Origin of the sequence: Paenarthrobacter sp. NPDC090520 (genome assembly GCF_044769205.1) — a bacterium.
In the GTDB taxonomy this organism is placed as follows: Bacteria; Actinomycetota; Actinomycetes; order Actinomycetales; family Micrococcaceae; genus Arthrobacter.
This window is the reverse complement of sequence record NZ_JBIVXM010000028.1, coordinates 43,772-56,551: the sequence shown is the minus strand read 5'-3', so window position 1 is coordinate 56,551 and position 12,780 is coordinate 43,772. Positions and strand designations below refer to the sequence as shown.

Annotated in this window: 12 protein-coding genes and 1 pseudogene; 10 read left to right on the top strand and 3 right to left on the bottom strand. The window is 64.1% G+C overall.

Annotated features, from left to right (window positions below):
• Positions 1-226 precede the first annotated feature (226 nt).
• The 9 genes from ACIQTZ_RS22310 to ACIQTZ_RS22270 all read left to right on the top strand — a co-directional run bounded on the left by ACIQTZ_RS22310 (position 227) and on the right by ACIQTZ_RS22270 (position 7,312).
• On the top strand, positions 227-1,156 hold the full coding sequence (locus ACIQTZ_RS22310) for an ABC transporter ATP-binding protein (RefSeq protein ID WP_400331618.1): 930 nt from the start codon (positions 227-229) through the stop codon (positions 1,154-1,156).
• Positions 1,157-1,184: 28 nt separating this feature from the next.
• A complete protein-coding gene (locus tag ACIQTZ_RS22305; protein ID WP_402984204.1) occupies positions 1,185-2,012 on the top strand; it encodes an ABC transporter permease in 828 nt (275 codons plus the stop codon).
• Positions 2,009-2,842, top strand: coding sequence for an ABC transporter permease (locus ACIQTZ_RS22300; protein WP_402984198.1), 834 nt, complete (start codon positions 2,009-2,011; stop codon positions 2,840-2,842). Before ACIQTZ_RS22305 ends, ACIQTZ_RS22300 begins: the two co-directional genes overlap by 4 nt.
• A gap of 72 nt (positions 2,843-2,914) precedes the next feature.
• On the top strand, positions 2,915-3,481 hold the full coding sequence (locus ACIQTZ_RS22295; RefSeq protein ID WP_402984195.1) for a hypothetical protein: 567 nt from the start codon (positions 2,915-2,917) through the stop codon (positions 3,479-3,481).
• A gap of 10 nt (positions 3,482-3,491) precedes the next feature.
• Positions 3,492-4,325 carry an exodeoxyribonuclease III gene (locus ACIQTZ_RS22290; protein WP_402984192.1) on the top strand — a complete coding sequence of 278 codons (834 nt, stop codon included), beginning with the start codon at positions 3,492-3,494 and terminating at the stop codon, positions 4,323-4,325.
• Positions 4,326-4,348: 23 nt separating this feature from the next.
• A complete protein-coding gene (gene trpS, locus ACIQTZ_RS22285; protein ID WP_402984190.1) occupies positions 4,349-5,446 on the top strand; it encodes a tryptophan--tRNA ligase in 1,098 nt (365 codons plus the stop codon).
• A 4-nt stretch (positions 5,447-5,450) separates the two neighbouring features.
• Complete coding sequence (locus ACIQTZ_RS22280) at positions 5,451-6,128, top strand: 2'-5' RNA ligase family protein (protein ID WP_402984188.1); 678 nt, start codon at positions 5,451-5,453, stop codon at positions 6,126-6,128.
• Entirely contained in the window at positions 6,055-7,140 is a 1,086-nt protein-coding gene (locus ACIQTZ_RS22275; RefSeq protein WP_402984186.1) for a YihY/virulence factor BrkB family protein, read from the top strand. Before ACIQTZ_RS22280 ends, ACIQTZ_RS22275 begins: the two co-directional genes overlap by 74 nt.
• A gap of 19 nt (positions 7,141-7,159) precedes the next feature.
• Positions 7,160-7,312: a hypothetical protein gene (locus ACIQTZ_RS22270; RefSeq protein WP_402984183.1), complete on the top strand. Its 153-nt coding sequence runs from the start codon at positions 7,160-7,162 to the stop codon at positions 7,310-7,312.
• A 7-nt stretch (positions 7,313-7,319) separates the two neighbouring features.
• Here ACIQTZ_RS22270 and ACIQTZ_RS22265 read toward each other — a convergent pair whose 3' ends face one another.
• Together ACIQTZ_RS22265 and ACIQTZ_RS22260 are read right to left on the bottom strand one after the other, a co-directional pair.
• Positions 7,320-9,566, bottom strand: coding sequence for a hypothetical protein (locus ACIQTZ_RS22265; RefSeq protein WP_402984201.1), 2,247 nt, complete (start codon positions 9,564-9,566; stop codon positions 7,320-7,322).
• A gap of 90 nt (positions 9,567-9,656) precedes the next feature.
• Positions 9,657-10,466, bottom strand: a pseudogene (locus tag ACIQTZ_RS22260) (glycoside hydrolase family 43 protein); the annotation flags it as partial.
• Between the two features lie 113 nt (positions 10,467-10,579).
• Between ACIQTZ_RS22260 and ACIQTZ_RS22255 the strand changes: the two are divergent.
• A complete protein-coding gene (locus ACIQTZ_RS22255; RefSeq protein WP_402984180.1) occupies positions 10,580-11,881 on the top strand; it encodes an ABC transporter substrate-binding protein in 1,302 nt (433 codons plus the stop codon).
• A gap of 71 nt (positions 11,882-11,952) precedes the next feature.
• Here ACIQTZ_RS22255 and ACIQTZ_RS22250 read toward each other — a convergent pair whose 3' ends face one another.
• Entirely contained in the window at positions 11,953-12,729 is a 777-nt protein-coding gene (locus ACIQTZ_RS22250) for an alpha/beta hydrolase family protein (protein WP_402984177.1), read from the bottom strand.
• Positions 12,730-12,780: the final 51 nt, after the last annotated feature.

The following is a 12,780-nucleotide window of genomic DNA, read 5'->3' as shown; positions in this document are numbered from 1 at the left end:
CAAACGATTCGAGAACTTCACCACGGCAATCGACACCCTTCAATAATCAGGTGTTGCGATCACCGCATGATTCGAAGGGCTCAGAACAACCACAACTGCCAGCCAGTTGGGCGAATATCTGCAAGAGCTCTTTCACATATCGGTGGGCGCTACTAGTCTGCTGAGGGTGCACAATGAAGCAACCCGCCCTGCAGCCCTCCCGGAATCGCAGCACGAAACGTCCGCCATGAACCCACCCACCGTCATCCGCGCGCACAACCTCACCAAGACCTATGGTGAGCTCACCGCCGTGGATAACATCTCCTTCGAGGTCCCGGCGGGGGAGTCCTTCGGACTGCTCGGTCCCAACGGCGCTGGAAAGTCCACCACCATGAAAATGATCGGGGGTGTCTCCCAGCGCACCTCCGGGACCCTCGACATCATGGGCCTGGATCCCGAATCCCACGGTCCGGAAGTGCGGGCGCACCTGGGCGTGGTTCCGCAGCAGGACAACCTCGACGAAGAGTTGAAGGTCCGCGAAAACCTGATCGTTTACGGCCGGTACTTCGGGTTGCCGCTGAGCTACCTCAAGCCCAAAGCCGACGAGCTCCTGGAATTCGCGCAGCTCACGGACAAGGCGAACTCCAAAGTGGATGCCCTGTCCGGCGGCATGAAGCGCCGCCTCACCATTGCCCGCTCGCTCATTAACGAACCCCGCATCCTGCTGCTGGATGAACCCACCACCGGCTTGGATCCGCAGGCCCGCCACATCCTCTGGGACCGCTTGTTCCGGCTCAAGGAAAGCGGTGTCACCCTCATCCTCACAACCCACTACATGGATGAAGCCGAGCAATTGTGCGACCGGCTGATCGTGGTGGACAAGGGCCGGATCATGGCGGAGGGTTCGCCGGCCAACCTGATCCGCGAGCATTCCTCCCGCGAAGTACTGGAGCTGAGGTTCGGCTCCGAGCGGAACGCGACCATCGGCGTCGAGCTTGAAGGGATCGGCGAGCGGCTCGAAACGCTGCCCGACCGTGTGCTCATCTACGCCGACGATGGCGAAGCCGCTCTGGAGCAGGTCTCCGCCCGCGGCCTGCGGCCCCTGACCTCGCTGGTGCGCCGGTCCTCCCTGGAGGACGTGTTCCTGCGGCTCACGGGCAGGAGCCTCGTTGACTAACGGAAGCGAAAAGACAAGCACGACGCCGGTGCCACCTCTGAGCGCACACTCACCTGGCGTCTCGGCCGCCAGGGCGCGGAGATGGGGTTCATTCTTCTACGCCGAGCAAGTGCTCCGCGTCATGCGCAACTACGGCTGGTCCGTGGTCCTTTACAGCGTGGGGCAGCCGGTGGCGTACCTGTTCGCCATGGGGGTTGGCCTGGCCAGCTTGGTGGATGCGAACAGCGAATCGGTCTTCGGCGGGGTCAGCTACCTGGAATTCGTGGCTCCAGCGCTGCTCGTGTCGGCCGCGGTGATGACGGCCTCGGGGGAGTTTTCCTACCCGATCATGGACGGCTTCAAGTGGCGGCGGGTGTTCTACGGTCCGCACGCCTCGCCACTGGTCCCGCAGCAGATCGCCACGGGCCACATCATGGCCAGCAGTCTGAGGTTCCTGCTGCAATCGGTGGTGTATTTCGCCGTGGTGGCCCTGTTCGGTGCCTCGCCCGGTCCGTGGGGTTGGGTCTCTGCGATCGTGGCGACGGTGGCGGCATTGTCCTTTGGCTTGCCACTCATGGCCTATGCCTCGAGCATCACGCAGGACAAGGGACAGTTCGCCTTGGTGCAGCGCTTCATCGTGATGCCGCTGTTCCTCTTCTCCGGCACGTTCTTTCCCCTGGACACGCTGCCGCTGGCCGTCCGGTGGATTGGCTGGATCTCCCCGGTATGGCACGGGACGGAATTGGGCAGGGTGTTCACGTACGGCATGGACGAAAACCCGTTGCTGACGCTCGCGCACGTGCTGTTCCTCGTGGCCACCGCGGCCGTGGGCTTTGTGCTGGTCCGCCGTCAGTTCGTGAAAAGGATGGGTTCATGAGTGTCCTGACCGGCGGGCACAGCGCCACCGACGTGGCCCGCGAACGGAAGTTCGGGTCCCTGTACTCCCGCAACGCCAAGGCCGTGGTGGCCCGTGGGTTGATGGCGGCGAAGTCCAGCACGTGGCTGGTGCTGTTGTCTGGTTTCTTCGAGCCGGTGTTGTTCCTGCTGGCCATGGGCGTGGGAATGGGCTCCATCGTGGGCACGGTCCAAGGACCTGGTGGCGAGGAGATCAGTTACGCGGCCTACATTGCGCCGGCGCTCCTTGCCGTCTCGGCCATGAATGGCGCCATCTACGACTCCACCTGGAACGTCTTCTTCAAAATGAACTTCGCCAAGCTCTACCAAGGCATGCTGTACACGTCCCTTGGGCCGCTGGATGTTGCGATCGGCGAGATCTTCCTGGCCCTGCTGAGGGGCCTCCTGTACGCCACCGGATTCACGGCAGTCATGGGCGTCATGGGTTTGTTGACCACGTGGTGGGCCATCCTGGTGATCCCGGCCTCCGTGCTCATCGCCTTCGGCTTTGCGAGCTTCGGCATGGGCATCACCAGCTTCATGAAGACCTTCCAGCAGATGGACTGGATCAACTTCTTCCTGCTGCCAATGTTCCTGTTCAGCGCCACGTTCTACCCGCTCAGCGTGTACCCGCAGCCCATCCAGTGGTTCATCCAGGCCATGCCGCTGTGGCACGGCGTGGAGTTGCTGCGGCAGATCAGCGTTGGAGTCTTCACCCCGGCTACGGCCATCCATGTGGGCTACTACCTGGTGATGATCGTGCTGGGAATCATGCTGACCACGGGAAGGCTGCGCCAACTGTTCCTGAAGTAGGCACGGCGGGGATCTGTTCGCCGTCCGTGGAAGCGTGCAGGGGCACCTGCGGGCATTTGAGACAATGGATCCATGCAATCTCTCGGTGACCCGCACCCCTCCACGCCCACGTCCGCCCGCGGCCCCCTCAAGGGCTTCCGCATCGGCGGCTTGGGCATGACCGTTGTCATCATCGCCTTCCTGGTGGCCGTGATCTTCGCCGCCAACCAGAACGACGTTGTGGGCTGGGTTGTGGCTGTTGTCTCCTTTGGCTGGCTCGCGCTCGCAGCGTTCGTCGTCTTGAGCATCCAGCGGGCCGCAAAGCGGGCCGGGGCCAAGCTGACCGAAGCGCAAAACGCCTTTGCCGCGGCAACCGGCCGCGCGCCGTCGTCGTCCTCCGCAGACCATGGCGGCACCCGGGTGGTGTCCGAACGCAGCCAGGCGGACGAGGTACGGGACCTCAAGCTGGACCACTCCTTCAAGATCGTCCAGGTCCAGGTCCGGGTGGTGGAAGACGAGCGCGCCAAGGGTGCCGATGCCAACCAGGACACCATCAACCGCGCCCTGGAAACCATCGCCATCACGTCCACCAACGCACGGGACATGATCAAGTCCTCGGGTGACTCCGACGAGCCCGTGGCCGGAACCATCATCGACTAGAGTAGAGCGGGTGAGTACGGCATTGAAGAAGGATTTCCTTCGCATCGCATCGGTCAACGTCAACGGCCTGAGGGCTGCCTACAAGAAGGGCATGGCGGAATGGCTGGAGCCGCGCGAAGTCGACATCCTCTGCCTTCAGGAAGTCCGTGCACCTGACGAGATCGTCAACTCGCTGATCGGTGAGGGCTGGTACATCCTCCACTCCGAGGCGGAAGCCAAGGGCCGTGCCGGCGTAGCCATCGCTTCACGCCAGGAACCCACCGCCACGCGGGTCGGCAACGGAGACGAATACTTCGATACTTCCGGACGCTGGGTCGAAGCCGACTTCGCCCTGCGGAACTCCGCAGGTGAGGCAACCACACTGACCGCCGTCAGCGCCTATGTGCACTCCGGCGAGGCTGGAACGCCCAAGCAGGATGACAAGTACCGTTTCCTGGACGCCATGACCACCCGCTTGCCTGAACTGGCCAAGCACAGCGATCACGCACTGGTGGTGGGCGACCTCAACGTGGGTCACACCGAACTCGACATCAAGAACTGGAAGGGCAACGTCAAGCGTGCCGGCTTCCTCCCGGAGGAGCGTGCCTACTTCGACCGCTTCTTCGGCGAAGAGATCGGATGGAGGGATGTCCACAGGGGCCTGGCAGGAAATGTCGCCGGCCCCTACACCTGGTGGTCCCAGCGCGGCAAAGCCTTTGACACTGACACTGGCTGGCGCATCGACTACCACCTGGCTACTCCCGCACTCGCTGCCGCGGCTTTCTCGGCAGTAGTGGACCGGGCGCCTTCGTGGGACACCCGCTTCTCCGACCATGCGCCGGTGGTTGTTGACTACCGGCTCTAAAGCTTGACGAAAGTATCTACCCCATGACTACAGCTGAAACTGACGCAGCCGTTCTGCCGACCGCCAACCCCGTGACCTCCACCAAGCTTGCTGCCGGGGCCAAGCACCGCGTGCTCTCCGGCATGCAGCCTTCGGCCGACTCCCTTCATCTGGGCAACTACCTCGGTGCCCTGGTCAACTGGGTCCGCATGCAGGACGAGTACGACGCCGTCTTCTTCATCCCGGACCTGCACGCCATCACGGTCCCGCAGGACCCGGCCGAACTCGCACGCCGCACCCGTGTCACCGCAGCGCAATACATTGCCGGTGGGGTTGACGTGGAAAAGTGCACACTGTTCGTCCAGTCCCAGGTTCCCGAACACGCACAGCTCGCTTGGGTCCTGAACTGCATCACCGGCATGGGCGAAGCCGGCCGCATGACCCAGTTCAAGGACAAGGCCCAGAAGCAGGGCTCGGACCACGCCAGCGTGGGCTTGTTCACCTACCCCATCCTGCAGGCTGCGGACATCCTGCTCTACCAGCCGCACGGCGTACCGGTAGGCGAAGACCAGCGCCAGCACGTGGAGCTTAGCCGGGACCTCGCCAACCGCTTCAACAGCCGGTTCGGGGAGACGTTCCAGGTGCCCGAGGCCTTCATCCAGAAGGAATCGGCCAAGATCTACGATCTCCAGAACCCCACGGCCAAGATGTCCAAGTCAGCGGAATCGCCGGCGGGCCTCATCAACCTGCTCGACGAGCCCAAGACCGTGGCCAAGCGCATCAAGTCGGCCGTGACGGATACCGAGACCGAGATCCGCTACGACCGCGAGAACAAGCCCGGCGTTTCCAACCTGCTGACCATCTACTCGGCCATCAGCGGTATGCCAGTGGAGAAGATCGTGGCTGACTACCAGGGCAAGATGTATGGCCACCTCAAGGTGGACCTCGCAGAACTCGTCTCGGGTCACTTGGCCCCCATCCGCGAACGTGCCAACGAACTCCTGGCCGACCCCGCCGAATTGGACCGCCTCTTGGCGCTTGGCGCGGACAAGGCCCGGGAGATTGCCTCCGCCACCCTCGCCGACGTCTACTCCAAAGTGGGGTTCCTGCCCTACCGCGGAGCAGAGCAGGGAGTCCGCTAAATCCATGTGCGCCGCTGGTCAGCTCAACATCCAGGCCGACTCCCGCCAGGGTGCCGGTCCGGACGGTTCGCGCCAGCCCGCTGTCACCGGCACCGGTTGCGGTGCCGGTGACGCCATGTGCGTTGGCGTGATCCTCGGGTTCCCGCCGGAGATCGCGCAGGAGCTCCAGGATTGGCGGGCGTCGTTTGGCGACCCCATGGCCGAGGTCATTCCGGCGCACATCACCCTGATCACCACGACTCCCACGCAGGACTGGGAAGCCACCCGGGACCACGTTCGGGCGATAGCGCAGACCCAGCCCCCGTTCACCATCACCATTTCCGGCACCGGTTCCTTCCGTCCGGTTTCTCCCGTGGTGTTCGTGAACGTGGAGCAAGGCTTCGAGGAATGCGTGCAGCTCCACGAGAAACTGCAGACCGGCCCCCTGGAGCGATTGCTTCCCTTCCCGTACCACCCGCACGTCACGGTGGCCCACGATGTTGCCCAGGAAAATCTTGACGAGGCCGAAACGGTGCTCAGTGATTACCGGGCAACCTTCCCAGTGGTTAGCATGGGACTTTACGAGCACGACACCAATGGAATTTGGCAGCTACGGGAAGAGCTCGACTTTGGCGGCGACAGTGACGAAGACCAGCAGGCGGAATCCACGTCAACAGGCGGACAGTCCTCCGCTGCCAACTGAGCTGGCCAAGCTCAAACTCGAACTCCTCCACAAACGGCAGGACTGGGGCCACAGCAAGCGTGCCGGCGACGGCTTGCCCAAAAGGGCCGCCGCTTTCTTTGCCCTGGCCCTCGCCAAGCTGAATACCAACCGGGCCATGCGCTCCTTCCAGCATTACTCCCGCCAGCATGGGCCGCTGCTGAGCGCGGGCATCGGCTTCAACATGTTCTTCTCCGTCACCGGCCTCCTGACCACCGGCTTCGCCATCGCGGGCATCGTCTTGGGCGGCAACCCCGTCCTGGAGGACGCTGTCATCCGCAGCGTGGCGTCGGCGGCGCCCGGGCTCCTGCAAGTTAATGGCGGTGAGGGCCTGGTGGACCCGCAGACGCTGTTGAACCCCTCCGGCCTCGGCTGGACTGCCGCCATCGCAGCCGTCGTCACGATTTTCACCTCCTTGGGCTGGATTGCGAGCGTCCGGGAAGGCGTGCGCGGAGTCATGCAGGCTGACCCCCTCCAGCGCAGCGCCGTGCTGCAGAAGCTCGTGGACGCCGGAACGTTGCTGCTCCTCGGGGTCATTTTGGTGGTCAGCGCCGGTGCCTCGCTGGTGTTCGGTACCGCCGCCGACTGGATTTTCGACGCTCTCCGCCTGGACGAGTCGATCGCCGGTCCGATCGCCGCCGTCGTCAAGATCGTGGTCCCGCTCCTCTTGAACTGCGCGACGGCGGCCGTGCTGTTCCGCTTGGCCGGTGGACTGAAGCTGGGCCGCCAGGCGTTCCTGGAAGGGGTGGTCCTGGCCGGCGTCGGGACAACGGTCCTGCAGTTCTTCAGCACCGAGCTCCTTGCCAGGGCAGGGAACAACCCGGTCCTGGCCTCCTTCGCGATTATCATCGGGTTGCTTATCTGGTTCAACCTGGTCAGCCAGGTTTACCTCATATCGACAGCATGGTCGGCTATCCGCGAGGCCGACGTGCAAGCGGGGGAGACTCCGCGCAAGAGGTTCCTCGGCGCCCGCCGGGCCACACCACAAACCTGACAACGCCGTTGGAGGCGCCATGAACAACCAGTTGTGGATCGCCTGCCTCATCGGTGCCGCGGTGGGACTGGTCGTTGGCCAGCTCGTGTTCAACTCACCGTTCGTGGGCATCCTGGTGGGTGTGGGCCTCGGGGCGCTCGTCGGTGCGTCCCTCGGCCCCAAGCGCGGCTAGGCGACTCTTACGGCGCTTTCACCAAGCCCTCCCATGCCACGTTCCAATCGGGCGGGAAGCCAGGTGCGTTCCGGGACGGTCCGTTGTCCCACCCTGCCGCCATCAACGCCACGGCGGCCAGCAATCCACCGTTGCCCGGGAGGTACAACGGCAGTGAATCCGTTTGCCTGTTGTGGCCGTTCGGCAGCACCGTGTTCTTTCCTGCGTCGAGCAGGAGTGCATCAACGGCGGCTTCCGGGTCTTCGAGGCGGGCCGCCGTCATGGCCATCACCGGGTAGTCCCAGCCCCACGTGCTTACCCAATCCCAGTCCGCCAGCACGTCGTGCAGGGTGGCCCGCATGGTGTCCGGATCGATCAGCTCCGTCCTAGGAAGAACCCCCAGTGCGCAGAGCATGGACGGGTGGTCGGTGCGGATGGTGAAAGGCTCCACATCGATCGCGGTATACACCCCATCCACCACGTGCGGTTTGACCATACCTCCTGCTACGTCCTTCCAAGCGGCAACGGGCTCCAAGCCCAGCCGGTCACGCCAGTCCGAGGCGATGCCCAGGGCCCACTGCCAATAGGCCAGCTCGAAGGTAGGGTTGCTGACCCTGCCGCGGATGGAACCGTAACTTTCCTGTGCGGGGACCAACGGCGGTCCGAGCTCGAATCCCCGCTGCGTCGGATGCGCAAAGCCGGCCATGAACGCTGCCGACTCGAACACCGTCTCCGCAAATTCTTCCAGCACTTCGCGGCAGGGGTTGGCGCGGTAGGCCAGTTCCGCGAGGTAGATGGGGTGCGGCTGCTGCCAGATCAAAAAGGTGCCGATGGTGCTGGGACTCTCCCGTCCATCCGGGCCAACCTGCTTGGGCCAACGCACTCCCTCGAAGCCCTGCTGCTTGGCCGTTTGCCGGGACCTCTCCAGCACCGTGGAGTACCAGCGCAACGAGGGCAGCAGCAGTTCCGGGCGGTTCCATTGGGCAAAGTGGGCAGCGTGCCACCAGTGCATTTCCAAGTGGAAGCGGCCGCGCCACGAGTTGCACACCAGCCCCGTTTCCTGCGGCGGCAACGAGCCGGAGCAGTTGATCGCCGTCAGGTACTGGGAGAGGACAATCCGACGTTCCAATTCCTTGGCCCGCGGGTCATCGGTGGCGTGGAGTTCGATCGCGCCACCGGAGTTCCACAATTTCGGCCAGTGCGCGGCAGACGCTGCCGCGACGTCGCTGCCTGCGGCCGGTTCCAAGGAACGTACGACGCCGGATGCTGGCCCCGTGCCGGGGCTCGCCTCGGTTGCCGCCCGAGTCGGCTCGGGTGCCGGTGCCGCCTGCCCGATTCCGGCGGTGCCGCGCGGGATGCAGTCGCCATCGCCCGCGGAGAGGAAGGCAATGGACAGGTCCAGAATGGAACCCCGGGCGCCGGATTCTACGTGGTCGTCGGAGCCAACACGGAGCGAATGCTGGCCTGTCTGTTCGATCCGGAGGCTCTTTCCGGTAATGACCACCTCGTAACGCGAGTCATCCAGTTCCCGGTGCACCACCCAGCCCGTCTTCCCGGCGAGTGTCGGGGTGGGCTGCTCCAGGGTGGTGGTGTGCGCGTCCGGCCTGCTCCAATCAGCGGCGTCGTGCCAGGCCTCGGATCCGTACGGGAAGTCCAATCCGACAACCAGGCGGGGCCCCGTTCCCGGCGAGCCCAACGCAGCCGACTCCACGCGCAAGCCGAGCTGGTCGCGGTCGGGGTGGCACGCCGTCGTGACCGTCACGGGGTGGCCCGCCACGGTGAAGCGGCTGGTCACGATTCCGGACCAGAGGTCCAGTGTTTGTTCGGTTCCGGTGATGTCGGCCGGTTCGAGGGGGCGTTCCTTCCCGCCTTCCACCCACCGGAAGCCGATCCTGCCCAGGTCCAGGCGGTGCGCGTTCGCGCGGAGCCACGTTTCTGCCCGGGAAGTTCCGGTTTCCCGGTCATCCACGATGTCTCCCACCATGTCCACGTAGGGCACGGGCCCGCGGGGTGAATCGTAGAGGACAGTGGACCCCGACAAGTCGTAGGAAGCTTCCGGCGGGACGGAGTGCCAGCCCCATTGTGCCTGGGTGCCCAGCAAGGTTCCGGGCGGGAGCTCGTCCCGGGCCCCCACGGGGTAGGAGCCGGGAAATGTCTGCAGGCCAGTGAGGTCCATGGTGAAGGCGAATTCGCCATTGCCCACTGAGACTGGGCTCCGTGGGTCCAGTTCCTTCTGCGTCACGTTGTGGCGCCTGACCAGCGACTCGCGGTCGATGCCGGCACTGGCAGGCTCCAGCACAACGGTGTCCTCAAGCTCACGCAGGGTGAAGAAGGCCGCACGTTCGTTGGGACTCTGGTTGGGCTGGTGCAGCGTCAGGAACAGGCTTCCGTCGAGGGCCCGGGCGATCATGCCGTGGCCGCCGTCCTTGTTCCACAGGGCTTCAGGCTCCTGGATCCAAGGACCCAGCACGGTGCCGGATTGGCTGCGGGCGATGCCCATGGAATAGCCGTGGTCCCCGAAGCTGGACCACAGCATGATGAGTTTGCCACTGGCGAGCCTGTGGAGGAACGGACCGTCGGTGACATGGACTGGAGCGCCCGTGTGGGACGGTTTGTCCAAGGGGCGTGACCACGGAGCCTCGGAAGCCGTGAACAGGACCGTCGGTTCACCCACCGCGCTGCGCAGGTCCGGGCTGAGGCGCTGGGCAACGATGGCGCCGTCGTCGATCTGCTTCCACTCGTGGCAGAAGACCATCCACGGCTGCCTGTCGGCGTCCAGATGGAGTGTTCCGTCAAGGCATTCCCAATCGGGTGGGGTCACCGGCCCGTTGCTCCACGGTGTGTACGGCCCCTCGGCCTGGTCGCTGGAAAGTATCTGGGTTCCCCGGAAATGACCTGGTGCGATAAAGGTGGCAAACAGGTAGAAACGCCCCTGGTATTCGTGTACTTCGGGGGCCCAGTACTGTTCGTGGCTCCAGAAACCGGGGTCTGGCCGAAAGGCTGGGAACGGCCCCTCCCACGCCTTGAGGTCAGGGCTCCGGTAGCAGTCGAATCCGGTGGCGGGACCGGACCAGATGTTCTTGTCCGTGCTGCCGAAAAGCAGGTATTCACCCGTTCCGGGAAGGGTGAGGACGTAGGGATCGCGGATCTGGATGTCGGTAAGTTTCAGGGTCAAGACGGGGCCTCCGGGGAGCTTCCTAAATAGTTAACGATCAGAACTATTGACGCACATCTGAGTGCTTGATACGTTTCAGGAACCGTTTTCTGAGTCTGAAAGAAGCTTACCCAATGGCGCGTAAATCTCTAGGTAGTATCCGAAAATCCATGGCATTCATTGCCGCACTGGGCCTGGCCGGCTTGGCCACAGGGTGCTCAGCAGGCAGCAACACCCAGGCCGAGAGCGGTCCGGTGGAGATCAGGTTCTCCTGGTGGGGGAACGCCAGCCGCGCAGAGTTGACCAACAAGGCCATCGCCGAATTCGAGGCAGCCAACCCCAACATCAAGGTCAAGCCGGAATACGGCGACATCGGCGGCTACTTCGACAAGCTGGCCACCCAGGTTGCGGCCAACGATGCCCCGGATGTCATCACCATGGGCGGCGCGTATCCTGCAGAATATGCCAACCGTGGCGCCCTCCTGGACTTGTCCAAGGTCAATGGCTCGCTGGATCTGTCCAAGCTCGACCAGGGCGCCCTGGAGAACGGCCAGGTGAAGGGCACGCAGTACGGCGTGTCAACGGGAGCCAATGCTTTGGCGATCGTCGTGAACCCGGCAGTGTTTCAGGCAGCCGGGGTTTCCCTCCCGGACGACAGCAAGTGGAGCTGGGACGACTTTGCCCGCATCGCCGGTGACATCACGTCCAAGAGTCCCAAGGGAACCTACGGCACCGCAACCGTCCTGACCCACGACTCGCTTGATGCCTTCGCCCGCCAGCGCGGACAGTCCCTCTACACCCAGGACGGACAGCTGGGGCTGGACAAGAGTACGGTCCAGGCCTACTTCGACTATTCGCTCAAGCTGAGTGAATCCGGGGCCGCTCCGAGTGCGTCCGAGACCGTCGAGAAGCTCAATGTCAGCACGGAGCAGACGCTCATGGGCATGGGCAAGGCCGGCATGATGCTCACGTGGAGCAACTCGCTCTCGGCGCTCAGCAAGGCATCCGGTGCCGAACTCAAGCTCCTCAAACTGCCGGGGGAGACGCCCACGCCGGGTATCTGGCTCCAGTCCTCGCAGTTCTACACCATCTCCGCCCGCAGCAAGCACGCGGATGCTGCTGCCAAGCTGGTGAGCTTCCTGGTGAACAATGAGCAGGCAGCCAAGATCATCCAGAGCGACCGGGGCGTGCCCAGCAACTCAGGCATGCGCACGGCCATCCAGGACCTGCTGACACCGCAGGGCAAGGTTGAGGCGGCCTACATCGACCAGATCGGCAAGATGGACTTCGCGCCCACCTACATCGGCCCCACCGGTTCCACGGCGGTCTCCGAAATCACGGCGCGCATCAACACCGAGGTGCTGTTCAAGCGGCTGAGCCCGGACAAGGCAGCCGAGCAATGGATCAGCGAGAGCAAAGCCGCGATCGGCAAGTAGCCACCCAACTAAGTCGCAGTTAAGCGCGTTTTGGGCGCCCAGAACGCGCTTAACTGCGACCCAGTTGGGAGTCAGGCGGCGTCGCGGACCTCCAGGTACGGGTCAGCCCACGCACCAATAATCCGTGCCACGCGCGCCGCCTGCCCCTTACCTGTGAGCAGGTGTTCGCTGCCTTCGAGCGAAATGAAGCTCCGGGGATGCCGGGCGGTGCGGAAGATTTCGCTGGCATTGTCGATTCCCACCGTATTGTCCGTGGGGGAGTGCATCACCATCAGCGGCTTGTGGAGGGTCCGGATGCAGTCGCGCAGGTCGGCCCGCTCCACGTCTTCCACGAAATGCCGGCGGATCTCCATGGGCCGGCCGCCCAGGTCCACCACAGCGGACCCGTCCCGCAGGATGGAGTCGATTTCGGCGTCGAACATGTGCTCCACGTGCTTGGGTTCGAACGGCGCGCCAACGGTCACCACGGCATTGAGTCCGGGAATGTCCCGGGTGGCCGCCAGGACGGCGGCGCCACCGAATGAGTGGCCCACCAGCAGCGAAATCGCGCGGCCCTGCTCTTTCATGAACGCTGCGGCAAGGATCGTATCGGCGACCTTGACGCTGAAGGACCCCGCAGACCATTCGCCCTCTGATCCGCCCAGCCCCAGGTTGTCGAAGCGCAGCATGCCGACGCCCTGCTCGGCCAGTCCCTTGCAGATGCGCGAGGCCGCCGGGCTGTCCTTGCCCAGGGTCAGGCCATGCGAGTACACGCCCCAGCCCCGGACGGGACCTTCGGGCACATCGACGATTCCCGCCAAGGCATCGCCGGTGCTTCCCGTGAAGCTGATCTTCTCAGAGCGTGACACGCTGGTCTCCTTGTTGTTCGGACGCCCGGTTCGGAGCGTCTCCGCTGATGA